This window comes from Micromonospora sp. NPDC050417, from assembly GCF_044458865.1.
Classification (GTDB): Bacteria; Actinomycetota; Actinomycetes; order Mycobacteriales; family Micromonosporaceae; genus Micromonospora_G.
Genome location: NZ_JBITIH010000016.1, coordinates 41,691 through 59,275, shown reverse-complemented (window position 1 = coordinate 59,275; position 17,585 = coordinate 41,691). Strand labels below are relative to the sequence as shown.

Genomic DNA, 17,585 nt, shown 5'->3' with positions numbered 1-17,585 from the left:
GGTTCCGGCCGGACCCGCCGCCCGCACCACCGTCCACCGGTGGGCGACGATCGGTCAGAGGCCCGCGCACTGCCCGAAGGTCGGGCCGCGCACGATGTTCGGCAGGCCGTTGTTGGCCGGGGCCGGGTTGTTGCCGGTACAGGAGAGCGGGCCGTTGATCGTGTTACCGGAGACCAGGGGCGACGGGCCGGTGGCGCTGCCGTGCAGGACGACCGGTCCGCTCACCCCCACCCGCTCCACGATCACGTCGCCGGTGGTCCCGTTGATGCTGACCGGCCCGTTGACCACACCACCGAGCAGCTCGACCAGAACCGCACCGGTGGCGGTCACCGGGCCCTGGATCGACGCGCCGGTGGCGATCAGGGAAGCGCCGGGGCGTACCACCACCGGTCCGGAGACGGTGGCCCCGGCCAGGCAGGTGACCCCGTCCGCCACCACCAGCGGCCCTCGGTGGGTACCGGAGACCGAGGTGGTGCAGCTTGTCGCGGTCACGGTGAACTCGGCGGTGGTCGGGGCGCCGCCCGGCCTGGTCGCGGTGACCGTGGCCTGGTAGACACCGTCCCGGGCGTAGGTGTGGCCCGCCGTGGCGGAGTAGATGCCGTTGACGCTCTTGTTGGTGCCGGGAGTGCCGCTCAGCGTCGCCGGTGAACTGGTCCCGTCGCCCCAGTCGACGGTCACCGACACCTGGCCGGCCGTCGTGCCCGGGGCGACGACGGACGCGACCTCGCCACCGACCGTACGGTCACCGGTGGTGCGGTCCGGCGCGGCCACGTCGACCCGCCACGGCACCTGCGGGGAGGGGTAAAAGTTCTGACCGAGCAACTGCCAGCGGGGTGCGTGCGCGGCCAGCCGGCCGACGAACGAGGCGAGGTTGCGGTCCGGGTGCACCTTCGGCGACCAGCCGATCTCCGCCGTGGCCGGCATCCGGGGGAAGACCTGGAACTCGATGTCGGGCAGCGTGCGTAGGGTCTCGGACCAGATCGGCGACTCGACGCCGAGGATGTGGGTGTCGGTCACCGCGGGCAGGGTGACCCCGCCGGCGGTCCGCGCCGGGATGTAGGTGGCCGGGTCGCTGGTGTTGCCGGACCAGTTGTAGAACTGGGAGACGTCGAGCCGGCCGGCCCAGCTCAACCCGAGCGGGCTGCCGACGAACTGCTGCATGTCGAGGTAGGTGTGGTTGGCCGGCGACATGACGACCTTCATGCCCTTCTGCACGGCCGTCCGGGCGGTGTCACCGGCGGCGCCGGTCGGGTTCCCGTTGTTCCAGTACTGGGCCACCGCGGCCGGCGCGTCGGGGCGGTCGAAGTTGGCGGCGGCGATTTCCGACCAACCCATGACAATCTTGTTCTGGGCCTTGACGACCTGGGCCGCCTGGTCAACGAAGTTGACATACCGGGCGTGGGCCAGGGTCGACGCCGGGACCTCGTCCCCGCCGAGGTGGTAGTACGGGCCGGGACTCAGCGCACTGAGCTGTGCGGTGATGTCGCTGAGGATCGCCCAGGTGTTGGGGCTCTCCGGGCACAACGCGCTGTAACCGACCGCCCCGGTGAGGTTCCAGACCGGCGGCGTACGGTTCGTGCAGTTGATGTCGGGCAGCACCGGGTTCGCCTCCGGGCCGGCGTACGACATGACGATCGCGTTGGTGTGCCCGGGAGAGTCGACCTCGGGAATGACGGTCATGAAACGGGCGGCGGCGTAGTTCACCACGTCGACGTACTCGGCCTGGGTCCAGTAGCCGCCGGGATCGTTGTTGATCGAGAACTGGCCGCCGATGGTGGTCAGTTCGGGGCGGCCGTTGATCGCGATCCGGAACCCCTGGTCGTCACTGACGTGCAGGTGCAGCACGTTCATCTTGTACGTCGAGGCGTGGTCGATCAGGCGCTTGACGGTGGCCGGCGTCTGGAAGTGCCGGGCGATGTCGAGCATGACGCCCCGGTAGTCGTACCGGGGGGTGTCGGTGATCCGGACACCGGAGACGGTCCACGGGCCGGGCCGTACGGTGGGGCTCTCGATCCATGCCGGAAGCAGTTGGCGCAGGGTCTGCACCCCGTAGAAGAGCCCGGCCGGTTCGGCCGCCTCGACCCGTACGTTCATGGCCGAGACGTCGATCCGGTACCCCTCGTCGCCGAGGTCGGCCGCCTCGGTCAGGCCGAGCAGGATGTCTCCCGGGCGGGAGACGCCGTCGGAGACGGGCAGCGGATAGCCGGTCGAGGGCCGCATGATCGCGGCCAGGCCCTCCGCCACCGGTACGGCCCCCGCGCCGCCCGGCGCTACCACGATCCGGGTCTCCGGTCCGACCACGAAGGTCTGACCCGGCACTGGCTCGGTGCTGACCGGGACCGGGACGATCTGGGCCGGCCCGCCCGGTGCGGTACCGGCCAGCGTCGGTGTGGTGCCCGCCAGCGCTGCTGTGGTCGACGGGCCGGCGAGCGCCACCGTCTGAAGCGCGAGCGTGACGGCGAGTGCGGCACCGCCGAGTCGTCGTCGCCCTCGTCGGGTAATCCACCTGTCCCGTGTGCCTGGCAACCGGCCGGACGTCTGCATTGTCACGCTCCCTGCTCGGGGTGCGCGGCGTCCGCCGGCGCCGTCGCAGCGACCGCTCGCGGTCGATGTCGGCAGGGCGGTGGTGGCGGGCGGCCGGCGCGGCTTGAGTGATCAACGTGAATGACGCTGGCCGAATGATAGGCACCGGGTCGACAGACTGTAAAGAGTCCTTACATTGCGTCAGTCGCAACAGGTGTCGCCACGCCAGGCCAGACGGCCCTCGCGGACCGCCACCGCCGCGATCACCAGCGCCGCCGCCGGGTCCGCCCACGACCACCCGAACAGGCTGTTCAGCGCCAACCCGACCAGCAGTACGCCGGAGAGATAGGTGCACAACAGCGTCTGCTTCGAGTCCGCGACGGCCGTACGTGAGCCCAGTTCACGGCCGGCGCGGCGCTGGGCGTACGAGAGCAGGGGCATCACCGCCAGCGAGATCGCCGCCAGCGCCAGCCCGACGGACGAATGCTCGGCGGTACCACCCGCGACGAGAGCCCGCACCGCGTCCACGGTGACGAACACGGCCAGCGCGTAGAACGAGAGGGCGATCGACCGTAGCGCGGTGCGCTCCCGGGACCGCGGATCAGGGCCGGCGAACTGCCACGCCACGGCCGCCGCGGAGGAGACCTCGATCAGCGAGTCCAGGCCGAAGCCGATCAGGGCGCTGGACGAGGCCGCGACCCCGGCGGCGATACCAACCGCCGCTTCGACCACGTTGTAGGTGATGGTGGCGGCGACCAGCAGCCGGACCCGCCGGGTCAGCACCGTGCGACGCCCCGGGGCAAGGTGCGCGACAGGGCCGGTGAGCGGGGTACTCATCAGCAGCACTCCTGCTCGTCGGAGTGCGCGCACGCCGCCGGGTCGACCGCCAGCACCAGGCCGAGCAGGTCTCCGAGGGCGTGGGCCAGGCGCGGGTCGGCCAGTTCGTAACGGGTCCGCCTCCCTTCCGGCACCGCCACCACCAGGCCGCACCCGCGCAGGCAGGCCAGATGGTTGGAAAGGTTCTGCCGGGTCACCCCCAGCAGCTCCGCGAGCTGCGCCGGATAGCCGGGCCCGTCGCGGAGCGCGAGCAGCAGTCGGGATCGGGTGGGATCGGACAGGGCGTGCCCGAACCGGGCCAGCACCTGCCCGTACGTCAGCGCTTCCATGCGATGACCATACAGCATCGGCTGTATTCAGTGCTGGCTGTACCAAGGACGTCATTTGGCCGCTCGCCGGCCTCCAGTTGGCCAGCACCGGTCCGGGCGTCCGCCAGTTCTGGGAACGTGGAGGGAGAACTCAGACCCCTGGCGACGGAGGGCCCGCATGTCCGACTGGCGGTCACGTGCCCGGCGGCCAGCCAAACGCGGCCGACGCCGGTCAGGTGAGCGCTACCTCCAGGCACCACCGCCCGAACTGTCGATGGACCCCCGGGCCGAGACACACGCGGCATCGGTGGAAGCGAGTGTTGTCACCTCCGGCATCTACCGGGACGGGCACCGCGTGCCCGGACCGGAGAGCGTCGCCGGAACCCGCCAGCAACTGCGGGAACAGCCCGGGACGATGGCGTGGATCGGGCTCTACCGACCCGCCGAAGCCCAACTGATGACCGTCGCCGAGGAATTCTCCCTGCACGAACTCGCGGTCGAGGACGCGGTGGTCGCACACCAGCGGCCGAAACTCGAACGGTACGGCGCCACCCTCTTCGTGGTGCTCCGGGCCGCCCGCTACCTCGACGACCTGGAGGAGGTCGACTTCGGGGAACTGCACGTCTTCGTCGGCCCGAACTTCGTCCTCACCGTGCGCCACGGCGAGGCACCCGACGTGGGTGCGGTACGTCGCCGCCTGGAGAACGACCCGGACCTGCTACGTCGTGGCCCGGAGGCGGTGCTGTACGCGATCCTGGACGCGGTCGTGGACGGGTACGCACCCGTGGTCGCCGGCCTCCAGCACGACATCGACGAGATCGAGACCGAGGTCTTCGGCGGCGACCCGAAGGTGACCCGGCGCATCTACGAACTCTCCCGCGAGGTGATCGAGTTCCAGCGGGCCTCCCGACCGCTGCTGGACATCCTCCAGGGGCTGGCCGCCGGGTTCGCCAAGCACGGCACCGACGAGGAGCTGCGGCGCTACCTGGGTGACGTGGCCGACCACGCCACCACCGCCGCCGAACGGGTGGACGGCTTTCGGCAGATCCTCACCGACATCCGTACGCTCAACGCGACGCTCGTCTCGCAGGCGCAGAACGAGGAGGTCAAACGCCTGACCGAAGCGAGCTACACGCAGAACGAGGAGGTCAAGAAGATCTCCGCGTGGGCGGCCATCCTCTTCGCACCTACCCTCATCGGCACCATCTACGGGATGAACTTCGACCACATCCCGGAACTGCACTGGACCTTCGGCTACCCCTTCGCGCTGGCCCTGATGGGCTTGGTCTGCGCCTGCCTCTACCTGATCTTCAAACGTCGCAACTGGCTCTGACCGGCGGCCTCATCGAACTGTGGACGCCAGCTCAGCGGTCCGGGTCCGCCACCGGGTACGGCGCGAACGTGCTGTGGTTCTCGTCGATCGACAACCCCCGCCCGATCTGCGGGAATGCCCGCTGGGGGCAGGCGCTGCGCTCGCAGACCTTGCACCCGATGCCGATCGGCACGGCCGCGTCGGCGTCGTCGAGGTCGAGCCCGGTCGAGTAGACGAGACGGCCGGCCTGACGCAGGTCGCAACCGAGACCGATGGCGAAGGACTTACCGGGGCGGCCGTAACGACCGGGCGCGCGGGTGACGGTCCGGGCGATCCAGAAGTACCGGCGACCGTCGGGCATCGCGGCGATCTGGGTCAGGATCCGGCCTGGCGCGGCGAACGCCTCGTAGACGTTCCAGAGCGGGCAGGTTCCGCCGGTACGCGAGAAGTGGAAGCCGGTGGCCGACTGACGCTTGGACATGTTGCCAGCCCGGTCCACCCGGATGAACGAGAAGGCCACTCCCCTGGCCCTGGGCCGTTGCAGGGTGCTGACCCGGTGGCAGACGGTCTCGTACCCGACGCCGTAGTGGGTGGCGAGCCGGTCGAGGTCGTAGCGGAACTCCTCCGCACGCCCGTGGAAGTCCTGGTACGGCAGGATGAGCGCGGCGGCGAAGTATTTCGCCAGCCCGATCCGGGCCAGGGTCTCCGACTCCGGACTGCTCAGCGACGCCGCCTCGACCAGGTCGTCGAGTGTCTCTCCCACCTCGGCGAAGGCGAGTTGGGTTGCCATCCGGATCGCCAGTTGCCCCGGACGCAGGTAACCGTGCAGTCGCAGCAGTTGGGTCCTCGGGTCGTACCGGTGCAGCTCTTCGGCGTCGTCGCCGGAACCGGGGTCGCCGACCCGGACCCGGATGCCGTGGACACCCAGCCGCTGGGTCAGCACCGGGCGCATGTCACCGGCCCGGATCCCGATCACGGCGGCGAGCCGTTCGGCCGCCTCGTCGAGTTCGGCGATGTAGTTGTGCCGCTGGTAGAAGTAGTCCCGGATCTCCTCGTGCGGTCCCGGTTCCAACTCCCCCGACTCGTGCTCACGGTCGCCGGTGAGCGCTGCCAACTGGTCGGCGAGCTGACGGTAGCGCCGGTGCATGGTCACCAGCGCGTGTGCCGTGTGCGGCAGCCGTTGGGCCAACTCCGCCGCCTCCTCGACCGGGATGTCGATGCGGAGCGTGTCGTCGGAGGAGACCTCGCGGATCTCGGCGGTGAGCCGGGCGGTGTCGTGGGTGGTGAAGTACGCGGCGTCCACCCCCAGTGACTCACTGATACTGAGCAGGACCGGCACGGTCAACGGTCGGGACCCGTGCTCGATCTGGTTGAGGTAGCTCGGCGAGATCCCGAGCATCCGGGCGAAGGCGGCCTGGGTCATCCGCCGTTCCTCACGCAGTCTGCGCAGCCGGGCACCCGCCACGCTCTTGCTCATCGACGTCTCCCTTCCACACACCGGGTCGCCAGTTTGCCAACATCGGCTTCGCAACCTTCGCAAAACGGCGACAAAGATTCGCAACTGTTAGCTGATTGGGGCCATCGACCTGCGCTTTCACCTGTGTCACGGTCACTCCATAGGACGCGCTGAGTCAAGCGGAGCCGGCGCAGTCAAGCGAAGCCGGAGGAAGGACGAGGGCGATGGAGAAATTCACGGGACCCGAAACGACGGGTACGACCACCGGGGTACCGGCGGAGGACGCCCGCGCCGCCGCACTGACCCGGCAGTGGGAGCAGGACCCGCGCTGGCGCGACATCCGGCGCACGTACTCCGCACGGGACGTGCTCCGGTTGCGCGGCAGCGTGGTGGAGGAACAGACACTGGCCCGGCGCGGGGCGCGACGACTCTGGGAGTCTCTCCACACCGAGGACTTCGTCCCCGCGCTCGGCGCGCTGACCGGCAACCAGGCCGTGCAGCAGGTGGCCGCCGGCCTCAAGGCCATCTACCTCTCCGGCTGGCAGGTCGCCGCAGACGCCAACCTGGCCGGTCAGACCTACCCGGACCAGAGCCTCTACCCGGCGAACTCGGTGCCGGCCGTGGTGCGCCGGATCAACAACGCCCTGCTGCGCGCCGACCGGATCCGGTACGCCGAAGGCGGCCCCGACCCGATCGACTGGCTGGTCCCGATCGTCGCCGACGCCGAGGCGGGATTCGGTGGGGTGCTCAACGCGTACGAGCTGATGACCGCCATGATCAGCGCCGGTGCGGCGGCGGTGCACTGGGAGGACCAGCTCGCCTCCGAGAAGAAGTGCGGCCACCTGGGCGGCAAGGTGCTGATCCCGACCGGCCAGCACATCCGCACCCTGAACGCGGCCCGACTCGCCGCCGACGTCGCCGACGTGCCGTCGCTCATCATGGCCCGTACCGACGCCGACGCGGCAACGCTGATCACCACCGACGTGGACGAGCGGGATCGGGAGTTCATCACCGGTGAGCGGACCGCCGAGGGGTTCTTCCGGGTCCGGCCGGGGATGGACGCGTGCGTCGCGCGTGGCCTGGCGTACGCGCCGTACGCGGAGTTGCTCTGGATGGAGACCTCCACCCCGGACCTGGACGTGGCCCGTCGGTTCGCCGAGGCGGTCAAGGCCGAATACCCGGACCAGTTGCTGGCGTACAACTGCTCGCCGTCGTTCAACTGGCGCAAGCACCTCGACGACGCGACGATCGCGAAGTTCCAGCGCGAGTTGGGGCACATGGGATACAAATTCCAGTTCATCACCCTGGCCGGGTTCCACGCGCTGAACCACTCGATGTTCGCCCTGGCCCACGAGTACGCCGCCAACGGCATGCCCGCCTACGTCGAACTCCAGGAGCGGGAGTTCGCCGCCGAGGCCGCTGGTTACACCGCAACCCGACACCAGCGGGAGGTCGGCACCGGCTACTTCGACCTGATCAGTACGGTGATCAACCCGACCAGCGACACGGTCGCCCTGCGCGGGTCGACCGAGGAGGAACAGTTCACCGGGACGGTGGCCTGATGTCGACCACCATGCGATCCCAGATCACCGTCGCCGGAACGGTGGACGGTCCACCGCTCGACGGGAACACCGACCGGTTCGACGAGATCCTGACCCCGGCGGCGCTGGCGTTCGTGGCCCGGCTCGACGCGGAGTTCGCCGGCCGGCGGGCTGAACTGCTGGCGGCGCGGACCCGGCGCCGGGAACGACTGTCCCGGGGCGAGGAGACGTTGGGCTGGCTGACGCAGACCTCGGCGGTCCGGGCCGACGACGGCTGGCGGGTGGCCGGTTCCGCGCCGGGACTGGTCGACCGGCGAGTGGAGATCACCGGGCCACCGGACCGGCGGATGACGGTCAACGCGTTGAACTCGGGTGCCCAGGTGTGGCTGGCCGACTTCGAAGACGCCCTCTCGCCCACCTGGTCGAACCTGGTCGGTGGACAACTGAACCTACGCGACGCCGTTGACGGGCGACTGGACTTCACCTCCGCGACCGGCAAGCGGTACCGGGTCGGACCGGAACCGGCGACGATCGTGGTCCGACCGCGCGGCTGGCACCTGGTGGAGAAGCACGTGGTGGTCGACGGGCGGCCCGTGTCGGCAAGCCTGGTCGACTTCGGGCTGTATCTCTTCCACTGTGGGCAGCGGCAGCTCGACCGGGGCAGCGGCCCCTACTTCTACCTGCCGAAGCTGGAGAGCCACCTGGAGGCGCGGCTCTGGAACGACGTCTTCACCCTGGCGCAAGGACTGCTCGGTATTGCGCACGGGACGATCCGGGCCACCGTGCTGATCGAGACGATCACCGCCGCGTTCGAGATGGAAGAGATCCTGTACGAGCTGCGTGAACACTGCGCCGGCCTGAACGCGGGCCGGTGGGACTACATCTTCAGTGTCATCAAGACCTTCGGAAACCAGCCCGGGTTCGTGCTGCCGGACCGGGCCGAGGTCAGCATGACGGTGCCGTTCATGCGCGCGTACACCGAACTGCTGGTGTCGACCTGCCACCGGCGGGGTGCGTACGCCCTCGGCGGGATGGCCGCCTTCATTCCGAGCCGGGACGCCGAGACCAACGCCGTGGCCATGGCAAAGGTGCGTCAGGACAAGGAACGCGAGGCCGCCGACGGCTTCGACGGCTCCTGGGTCGCCCACCCTGCTCTGGTGCCGATCTGCCGGGAGGTCTTCGACCGGGCGCTCGGTGACCGCGCCCACCAGCTCGACCGGCTCCGCGACGACGTCCGGGTGAGCGCGGACGAACTGCTCGACATCGCCGGGGCGGGCGGTGCGGTCACCGAGGCCGGGCTACGCAACAACATCGCCGTCGCCCTGCGCTACCTGGACGCCTGGCTCGGCGGCAACGGCGCGGTGGCGATCTTCGACCTGATGGAGGACGCGGCGACCGCCGAGATCGCCCGGTGTCAGGTCTGGCAGTGGATTCAGACCCGGATCCGGCTCACCGACGGGCGGACAGTGGACGGGGAACTGGTCCGCAAACTGCTCGCTGAGGAGGTTGCGGCTGCGCGTACCTCGACCGACGACACCGGACACCGGTGGGACGACGCCGAGGAGATCTTCGTACGGACCGCGCTGGCCGAAACGCTGCCGACCTTCTTCACCACCGGCGCGTACGCGACGCACCTGGTCAGCCGACGTACCCGATAGCCGCGAGATGCCGCAGCCTGGGGGATTCACACACCCGGGCTGCGCTGGAGGACGACAGGAAAGACGCCGGCGGTATCTTGCGTGATCATCCGGTTACCCACAGCCTCGTACTCTGGGCCGGTGGACGATTTCGAGAACGACGCGCTCCCACCGGACCCCACCGGTGAGCGGCGCGCGGCGCGCCCGCTCGTGCCACACCAACGGCTGCCGCAGACCCTCGACGGCCCGCCCGACCTGCGGATCGGGACACCGGAGAGAAGGAATCGGCCCGGCGGGCGTTGGAGCAGCACCGCGCCGACGACCGGATCGACGCCGACAACCAGTTCGAGTACACGTCGTTCCACAGCGCGATGCTCATCCTGCTCGGCCTGGGTCTGCCGGTCGCGGTCGTGCTCGGCCTCGTGTACGACATCTGGTGGGTCCTGGCCGTGCCGGTGGCCGTATCCATGCTGATGATGCTCTTCCGCCACTCGATCCGCACGGCCGAGGAACGCGGTCGCGAACGCGGGGCCGACCTGTCGCGGTGACCGGCGCCGCCACCGGACGACTCCCCCCTGGCCAGGTCGGGAAAAGCAGCCAGGCCCCCAGCTCAGTTCCTCCGAGGACGACCAACTCCGGTCCCGACAGCCCCGTCAGGCCGATCATGACGACGTAGGTACGGACGGGACGAAGGTGTCCGCAAAGATGCGAGCCTTCGTCCCGTCCGCTGTGCCGGGCGAGGGGGAGAATCGCGACCGGCGACCCTCCCCCATCTCCGGCTAGAGCTTGCCTCCCCGGGGGACGCGGGTGGTGTCGCCGTCGGGGCGGCCGGTGCCCTTGAGCTGCCGGCCTTCGTTCGCCGCGACACCGGCGGTGCTGGGCACACCGCCGAGCAGCACGATCATCGCGTCGGCGTCGCGGACCAGCACCCCGCGTACGTCGGCGTCGGGCACCAGCACCGCGTCCGAGGCCAACTCGGTGAAGGCGGTGAGTTGCTGGACGGCCCGCTTGTCGTTGCCGGCCGCCTCCGAGTCACGTACCGCCGCCAGCTTGTTGGAGAGCTGCCGGTGCGCCTTGGCGCTGAGCCGGTTCGTCGCCTTGAACCGGTCGAGCAGGTTGCTCATGTCGCGGAACGAGGTGGTGACGAAGAACCGTACCGAACTCGTGCTGGTGTTGCCGGCCTTGTCGGTGGCGGTGACCGTCAACTCATGCAGGCCCAGGGTGAGGTCGTACAGGGCTTGCAAGGTGTTGCTGGCGTACGGCACGCCGTCGAGGGCGCCGACCGTGGCGGCGACACCGGAGGTCGGGTCGACTGCCTGGAAGGTGACCCGGACGTCCTGGCTGTCGCCGTAGAGCTGCCCGTCGGCGAGACCGGAGACGATCACGGTCGGCTTCGTCCCGTCGATCCGCACCAGGGCGGACTTGAGGGTCTCGACGTTGCCGGCCGCGTCCTTCGCCCGGTAGAGCAGCTCGTGCTGACCGTCGCCGGTGACGCCGACCGGGGTGGCGTACGCCGTCCACGCCCCGCCGTCGAGCGACCATTCGAGCCCACCGACCCCGGAACCGGCGTCGGTCGCGGCGAGCGTCACCGGGACCGCCCCGGCGTGCCAGCCGTTGTCGTTGGCCGGGGCGAACGCCGCCGTGCTGACCGGCGCGGTGCCGTCGATCCGGACCTGAACCTCCCCGGGTGCCGACACGTTGCCGGCCCGGTCGGTGGAGCGGTAGCGGAGCAGGTGCTCGCCGTCGCCGGTGACCGGGACAGGGCCCGTGTAGACGGTCCAGGTCGGGTCGGCGTCGAGCTGGTACTCGGTCGACCCGACCCCGCTGCCGCCGGTTTCGTCGGTCGAGGTCAGGGTGACCGTGACGGCCGAGGTGTACCAGCCTCCGGTGGCGGGTCCGGCGACGTCGGCCCGGGTGACCGGGGCGGTGGTGTCTGGCTCCGGCTCGTCGACCGGGGTGCCGTAGACGTTGATGTCGTAGAGCGAGTAGCCCCAGTTGGTGGCCCGTGCGGTGCCGTACACCCGGACGTAGCGGCCGGTTCCGGCGACGGTGAGGTCGTCCACGCCGCCGTCCGTGGTGGTGCTGCCGTAGATGCGGTTCCAGGTGTCGCCGTCGGTCGAGGTCTGCACCTCGTACGCGCTGGCGTACGCCGTCTCCCAGGCGAGCCGGACCCGCTCCAGGTCGTACTCGGCGCCGAGGTCGACGGTGATCCACTGCGGGTCGACCAGGTGCTCACTCGCCCAGCGGGTGGCGGGGTTGCCGTCGACCGCGTTGCCCGGCAGGTGGGACGAGTTCGGCTCGACCGAGGACGCGGTCACCGGGCGGTCCCGGGCCAGATCCTCACCGGTCGGGGTGCCGTCGGTGCGGATCCTGATGTTGCGGTAGCTGATGTCCATTCCGGCGCCGTCGTTCTGCACCCCGAAGAAGCCCTCGGCGATGTTACGGGCACTGGTGTAGTCGGTCAGCTTCACACCGTTGAGGTAGACCTCGACCTGCTGCCCGTGCACCCGGATGTCGTACGTGTTCCACTCCCCTGGCGGGTTGAGGTTCGCCTCCCGCAGCGCGGTGTCCGGGGCCTTCAGGCTGTAGACGCTGCCGGTGGTCCTGGTCGGGTCGGCGTCGGTGGCGTCGATCTGGATCTCGTGCCCGTCGGAGACCGGCTTCCACGGGTCGCCCTGCGGGTCGGGGAAGCCGATGAAGACGCCGCCGTTGTCGTCGCCCGGCATCATCCAGTCGACCTTGAGCGAGTAGTTGCTGTACGTCCTGGTCGGGTACCAGAGCAGTCCCATCCCGCCGAAGGACGTGAGCGTGCCGTTGTCCAGGGTGAACCCGCCGGGTCCGGCCTGCCGCCACTGCTCGAATGTGGGCTGGGTGCCGTCGAAGAGGGCGGTGTAACCGGTCTCCGGTCGGCAGTCCGCGTCGGCCTGGTCGGCGGCGAGCCGGATCCCACCGAGCAGCATCCTCAGGTAGTTCTCCTCACCGAAGGACTGGGTGGTGTGCCCCATCCCGGTGTACCAGGCCCGGCCGCCGTCGTACTCCTGGCACCAGGTGATCGGGTGGTCCGCCCCCATACCGCCGCCGCTGTAGGTCGACTCGTCCACGGTGGCGAGCACCTTGACGTTCGCCCGGGGGTTGGTCCGGTAGTTGTACCACTCGTCGGTGTGGGTCCAGCTCGGCGCGAAGTGGGCGGTGGACGGGTTCGCCCGGTCCTCGAACCGGACGGTGGCCGGCTGGGTCGCCGGGTGCGAGTCGAACCACGCGCCGACGAGCCCGCCGTACCACGGCCAGTCGTACTCGGTGTCGGCCGCCGCGTGGACGCCGGCGAAACCGCCACCGGCCCGGATGTACGCCTCGAACGCCGCCTGCTGCTCGTTGTTGAGCGCGTCACCGGTGGTGGAGAGGAAGACCACGGCCTCGTACTGGGCGAGGTTGGCGGTGGTGAACGAGGCGGCGTCCTCGGTCGAGTCGACCCGGAAGCCGTTCTCCCGGCCGAGCTGCTCGATCGCGGATATGCCGGCCTCGACCGACTCGTGCCGGTAGCCGGCGGTCTTGGAGAAGACCATCACCTGGTACGTCTCCGGCGGGTTCTCCTCCTCGGACGGGCCGTACACGTTGAAGTCGAAGAGCGAGTAACCCCAGCCGGTGGCCCGTGCGGTGCCGTACATCCGCACGTAGCGGCCGGTGCCGCTGATCTGGATGTCATCAACGCCGCCGTTGCCGTTGGTGGTGCTGTGCACGGTGGTCCAGTTGTCGCCGTCGAGCGAGGTCTGGATCTCGTACGCGGTCGCGTAGGCGGTCTCCCAGCTCAGCCGAACCCGTTCCAGCTCGTACGCCGCGCCGAGGTCGACCCTGATCCACTGCGGGTCGGCGTACTCGCTCGACCAGCGGGTGCTGGCGTCGCCGTCGACGGCCAGGCTCCCCACCCGGTAGTCCTCGTAGGTGGACGAGACGGTCACCGGCCGGTAGCGGGCCAGGTCGCTGCTGGCGGTGCCGCCACCGGTGAAGGTGAAGCTGTCCACGTTGAACAGCCCCTGGTCGGGGTTACCGGCGAAGGTGAGGAAGAGCGGCCCGGAGCCGGTCGCACCGCTGATCGTGCCGTTGACGGTGACGAAGTTGTCCCAGCCGCCGGTGCCGGGCACGGTGATCGAGCCGACCACCGGTCCGGTCGCCGAGCCGGTCCGGAAGGCGAGTGTGCCACCGGCGTTGGCCGAGGAGACCCGGGCGGTGAAGCCGGTGACGCCGACCAGGTGGTACGGGTCGAACGAGATCCACTCGCCGTTGTCGATCGCGCCGACGTACCCGCCCTCGGCGGCCGGGCTCTGGTAGACGGTGACGTTGCCGCTGGAGTTGGCGAAGTGCTCCGCCTGCCGGTGCCGGGGCTGGAGCACGACCTGGGCGTGCCCGGCCAGGCCGGAGCGGTCGGTGTAGGCGGCGTCGATCACGCCGAACAGGTTGTCGCTCGGCCCGTGCTCGCTGTTCGCGGTCGTCTGGAGCACTCCGGTGCAGCCGGTGGCGCTGGTCATCGGGTGACCGTGTTCGTCGTGCCCGAGCACGAAGTTGACCACGACCTTGGTGCAGTCGATCGTGCCGTCCTCCGGGTCGGTGACGGTGACCTGGTACGGCACCGGATCACCGAAGGCGAAGACCGAGCCGGCCGGTGGGCCGCTGATGATGACCGTCGGAACGGTGTTGCCGACCGTGATGGTGACCGTGGCGCTGCCGAAGTTGCCCGCCGGGTCCTGGACGGTGAGCTTCGCCGGGTAGGTGCCGTTGGCCGCGTACGTGTGGCTCGGGTTCGCGGAGGTGGAGGTGGCGCCGTCGCCGAAGCTCCACGAGTAGCTCAGCGCGTCCCCCTCGGGGTCGCTCGACCCTGCGGAGCCGAACGTGACCGTGAGCGGCCCCGGCCCGGAGGTACGGTCCGCGGTGGCCACGGCGGTGGGGGCACGGTTGCCGTTCGGGGCGGTCTCGATCCGGTAGAGCGCCGAGTTCTCGTCCCCGTTGAACCAGCCGGCGCCGTAGTCGAGCACGTAGAGGGCGCCCTCCGGCCCCATCGCCAGGTCCATGATGTGTTTGTGGGTCCACGGGAAATCGCTGATCGTGCCGGCGCTGCCGTCACCGTCGGCGGTGATCGTCTTGATCCAGTCCTGGGTGAACTCCCCGGCGAAGAACTTGTTGTCGAAGCTCGCCGGCAGCTTGGTCGGCGAGTCGAGGTCCGGGTCGAAGTGGTAGACCGGACCTGCCATCGGGCCGCCGCCGTTACCCAGCGGCGAGTCCAGGCCGCCGTCGTACGCGATCCAGGCCGGCTGGGCCGGCGGCAGCTCGGTCAGACCGGTGTTGTGCGGTGAGTGGTTGACCGGCGCGGCGCAGTCGAACCTCGGCCCCGACGTGTTGGTGGCGAAGTCGAAGTCGTTGTACGGCGAGTTGTAGCCCTGGCAGTACGGCCAGCCGAAGTTGCCGGGGCCGGTGATCCGCTCGAACTCCTGGTGTCCGCCGTCACCCCGGTTCGGGTCGGCGACCTCGGCGTCGGCGGCGTACGTGCCGACGAAGACGACGCCGGTGGCCTTGTCGACCGACATCCGGAACGGGTTACGGAAACCCATCGCGTAGATCTCGGGGCGTGTCTTCTCCGTCCCGGGGGCGAAGAGGTTGCCGGCGGGGACGGTGTAGCTTCCGTCGTCCTCGGGGTGGATGCGGAGCAGCTTGCCCCGCAGGTCGTTGGTGTTGCCGGAGCTGCGCTGGGCGTCGAAGGCCCAGTTGAACCCGTCGCGTTCGTCGATCGGCGTGTAGCCGGCCGAGGACCAGGGCTGGGTGTCGTCACCGGTGGTCAGGTAGAGGTTGCCGTGGGCGTCGAAGTCGAGGTCGCCGCCGACGTGGCAGCACATTCCCCGGTCGACGGTCACCTGGAGCAGTTTCTTCTCGCTGGCCAGGTCGACGGTCCCGTCGGTGCGTACGGTGAACCGGGAGAGCTGGTTGTGACCCTGCCAGCGGGCGAAGTCCGCGTCCGTGCCGTTGGCTGGAGCGTCGCCGGCGGGGGTGGCGGCGAGCACCGGCGCGTAGTACACGTAGATCCACCGGTTGGTGGCGAAGTCGGGGTCGGCGGCGATGCCCTGCAGACCGTCCTCGTCGTGGCTGTAGACCGGGATGGTCGCCGCGAGGGTCGTGTTGCCGAGTGCGTCGGTGGAGAAGATCCGCCCGTCTCTGGAGGTGTGCAGCACGGTTCGGTCGGGTAGCACGGTGAGTGCCATCGGCTCGCCCATCGCGGCCGGTCCCTTGGCAAGAGTCACCTCTTGCAGGATCGGCTCGGCCTGGGCCGTGGGCGCGGCGGCGGTGGGTGCCGCGATCGCGACGAGTGAGGTGAGGACAAGGGCGGCACTGGCGGCGGACGCGATGAGGCGTCGGCGCATGGGTGCTCCTTCACGAGGTCGGTCAGGAGGAGCGCGCCGCCGCACCTGTGGGGGTTGTCACCGAAAGGCCGCCGAGTCTTTCGTCTGTACCGGTGGGACTCTGCCTGCCGGGCGGACGGGGCGTCAACCCCTTCGATCAAGAAGTCACCCGATCTTGACGTACCACTGTGGATCATCTCGGCGCAGCCGGAGAAATCGGACGCGAACGAGGAACAGGGGGACGCCTTGGGGCGGAAGTCGGCCAACGGTCACTCGTAACGGTCGCGGCGCCACTCCGTCTCGCGGTCCTCGTGCACCTTCGCCTCCTGGAGCGCCGACTCCCGCAGCGCGTGCCGCGCCTCGGCGAAGATGACGACCTCGCTCGCGACGAACACGAAGCACACCAGCCCGAGCAGGCCCAGCGCCGCGAGCGAGGGAAGCGTGACCGCGACCGGGATCAGGGCTCCGATGACGAGGATCGCCCCCACCCTGGTCCAGGCGACGGTGCCCAGGATGCGGGCCTGGAAGGCCAGGTGACCGAGGAGGAACAGGATGACACCGCCGTACGTCAGCGCGACACCCGGACCGTGCTGTGGTTCACCGACCGCGACGTGTTCGCTGCTGAGCTGGTGGATCATTTCCTTGTCGCCGAGGGAGAGCAGGATCAGCCCGGCGATCATCGGCAGGTGCAGGTAGACGTACGCGTCCCGGGCGAGTCGGATCCGGGCCAGGTCGTGGGTCGCGTGCATGACCTTGTGCGCGGCCGGCGCGACGATGTCGAAGTAGGCCCACCAGAGCGACGCGGTGATGCCGATGCCGAGCGCGGTTCCGACGAACATCGGCCAGGTCTCGGTCTTGCCGGTAAGGCTGGTGCCGAGGCCGACCGAGATGATGGTCTCGCCGAGCCCGACGATGATGATCAGCTCGAACCGCTCCACCCAGTGTCCGGCCGAGGCGAGTCCCCAGTGGGAGACGCTGAGAAACCTGCCGGCGCCGTACTCGATCACCACCGCGACCGTCCAGAGCAGGGTACGGAAGGTCACCTCGTCGATGCCGTGGAATTCGGCCGGGATCAGTCCGGCGATGAAGAGCAGGGTGGTGGTGCTCACCAACGGCAGCGCGAAGTGCAGGATCTGGCGCCGGAGCACCGGGTCGTCCCCCGCGGAGTACCAGTGCAGCAGTACGTGCAGTGCCCGGACGATGAGGTAGCAGATGGCCAGCACCAGCGGGGCGTCGAAACCGCTCGTCTCCCCGACGAACGCCTGCGGGATGATCAGGGCGATCGTGAAGGTGGCGACCATGACGGGAAAGACCACGAGCGGGCCGATCCCCTCGCCGAGCCGGATCCAGTTCGCCACCACCATGTGCGAGCACCAGCACCACCAGAGCAGGGTCAGGATCAGCAGGCCATGGTAGAGCCCGCTCGGCGTCAGGTGCTCGGAAGTGACCCGGGCGATGCTGAAGAAAACAAAGACGAAGACCAGGTCGAAGAAGACCTCCAGGCTGTTTGCCCGGGTCCCCGGACTGGCGCGGCGCAACTGTCCGAGCAGTCCCCTGCGACGGTTCACACCCCGGCCCCATCAGCCTG

At 69.6% G+C, this 17,585-nt stretch carries 10 protein-coding genes; 4 read left to right on the top strand and 6 right to left on the bottom strand.

All coding sequences use genetic code 11. The annotated features are described in order from the left end of the window. Positions 1 to 54 precede the first annotated feature (54 nt). The 3 genes from ACIBF5_RS21005 to ACIBF5_RS20995 form a co-directional block, all read right to left on the bottom strand. The gene (locus ACIBF5_RS21005; RefSeq protein ID WP_396814308.1) at positions 55 to 2,544 is read right to left on the bottom strand and encodes a family 20 glycosylhydrolase; all 2,490 of its coding nucleotides are present in this window, start codon (positions 2,542 to 2,544) and stop codon (positions 55 to 57) included. Positions 2,545 to 2,724: 180 nt separating this feature from the next. Continuing rightward, positions 2,725 to 3,360 (bottom strand): cation transporter, encoded by a 636-nt coding sequence (locus ACIBF5_RS21000; RefSeq protein WP_396814046.1) that lies wholly within the window; start codon positions 3,358 to 3,360, stop codon positions 2,725 to 2,727. Further along, positions 3,360 to 3,689 (bottom strand): ArsR/SmtB family transcription factor, encoded by a 330-nt coding sequence (locus ACIBF5_RS20995; protein ID WP_396814044.1) that lies wholly within the window; start codon positions 3,687 to 3,689, stop codon positions 3,360 to 3,362. Before ACIBF5_RS20995 ends, ACIBF5_RS21000 begins: the two co-directional genes overlap by 1 nt. Positions 3,690 to 3,846: 157 nt before the next feature. Between ACIBF5_RS20995 and ACIBF5_RS20990 the strand changes: the two genes are divergently transcribed. After that, on the top strand, positions 3,847 to 5,001 hold the full coding sequence (locus ACIBF5_RS20990) for a magnesium and cobalt transport protein CorA (protein WP_396814042.1): 1,155 nt from the start codon (positions 3,847 to 3,849) through the stop codon (positions 4,999 to 5,001). A 31-nt stretch (positions 5,002 to 5,032) separates the two neighbouring features. Here ACIBF5_RS20990 and ACIBF5_RS20985 read toward each other — a convergent pair whose 3' ends face one another. Next, complete coding sequence (locus tag ACIBF5_RS20985; protein ID WP_396814040.1) at positions 5,033 to 6,457, bottom strand: short-chain fatty acyl-CoA regulator family protein; 1,425 nt, start codon at positions 6,455 to 6,457, stop codon at positions 5,033 to 5,035. 203 nt (positions 6,458 to 6,660) lie between these two features. On the opposite strand from ACIBF5_RS20985, the gene aceA reads away from it, so the two are divergent. The 3 genes from aceA (at position 6,661) to ACIBF5_RS20970 (ending at position 10,162) form a co-directional block, all read left to right on the top strand. Next, a complete protein-coding gene (gene aceA / locus ACIBF5_RS20980; RefSeq protein ID WP_396814038.1) occupies positions 6,661 to 7,998 on the top strand; it encodes an isocitrate lyase in 1,338 nt (445 codons plus the stop codon). Then, positions 7,998 to 9,635: a malate synthase A gene (gene aceB, locus ACIBF5_RS20975; RefSeq protein ID WP_396814036.1), complete on the top strand. Its 1,638-nt coding sequence runs from the start codon at positions 7,998 to 8,000 to the stop codon at positions 9,633 to 9,635. Before aceA ends, aceB begins: the two co-directional genes overlap by 1 nt. Positions 9,636 to 9,913: 278 nt before the next feature. Then, positions 9,914 to 10,162 carry a hypothetical protein gene (locus ACIBF5_RS20970; RefSeq protein ID WP_396814034.1) on the top strand — a complete coding sequence of 83 codons (249 nt, stop codon included), beginning with the start codon at positions 9,914 to 9,916 and terminating at the stop codon, positions 10,160 to 10,162. A 231-nt stretch (positions 10,163 to 10,393) separates the two neighbouring features. Here ACIBF5_RS20970 and ACIBF5_RS20965 read toward each other — a convergent pair whose 3' ends face one another. Both ACIBF5_RS20965 and ACIBF5_RS20960 read right to left on the bottom strand, forming a co-directional pair. Continuing rightward, positions 10,394 to 16,018 carry a ThuA domain-containing protein gene (locus ACIBF5_RS20965; protein ID WP_396814032.1) on the bottom strand — a complete coding sequence of 1,875 codons (5,625 nt, stop codon included), beginning with the start codon at positions 16,016 to 16,018 and terminating at the stop codon, positions 10,394 to 10,396. 248 nt (positions 16,019 to 16,266) lie between these two features. Continuing rightward, a complete protein-coding gene (locus tag ACIBF5_RS20960) occupies positions 16,267 to 17,565 on the bottom strand; it encodes a low temperature requirement protein A (RefSeq protein WP_396814030.1) in 1,299 nt (432 codons plus the stop codon). Positions 17,566 to 17,585: the final 20 nt, after the last annotated feature.

What these genes read in the sequence shown, in the direction of transcription:
- ACIBF5_RS20985 (WP_396814040.1), bottom strand. Translation starts at nt 6,457, where the DNA reads ATGAGCAAGAGCGTGGCGGGTGCCCGGCTGCGCAGACTGCGTGAGGAA.
- ACIBF5_RS20995 (WP_396814044.1), bottom strand. Translation starts at nt 3,689, where the DNA reads ATGGAAGCGCTGACGTACGGGCAGGTGCTGGCCCGGTTCGGGCACGCC.
- ACIBF5_RS20965 (WP_396814032.1), bottom strand. Translation starts at nt 16,018, where the DNA reads ATGCGCCGACGCCTCATCGCGTCCGCCGCCAGTGCCGCCCTTGTCCTC.
- ACIBF5_RS20990 (WP_396814042.1), top strand. Translation starts at nt 3,847, where the DNA reads ATGTCCGACTGGCGGTCACGTGCCCGGCGGCCAGCCAAACGCGGCCGA.
- aceA (WP_396814038.1), top strand. Translation starts at nt 6,661, where the DNA reads ATGGAGAAATTCACGGGACCCGAAACGACGGGTACGACCACCGGGGTA.
- ACIBF5_RS21005 (WP_396814308.1), bottom strand. Translation starts at nt 2,544, where the DNA reads ATGCAGACGTCCGGCCGGTTGCCAGGCACACGGGACAGGTGGATTACC.
- ACIBF5_RS21000 (WP_396814046.1), bottom strand. Translation starts at nt 3,360, where the DNA reads ATGAGTACCCCGCTCACCGGCCCTGTCGCGCACCTTGCCCCGGGGCGT.
- aceB (WP_396814036.1), top strand. Translation starts at nt 7,998, where the DNA reads ATGTCGACCACCATGCGATCCCAGATCACCGTCGCCGGAACGGTGGAC.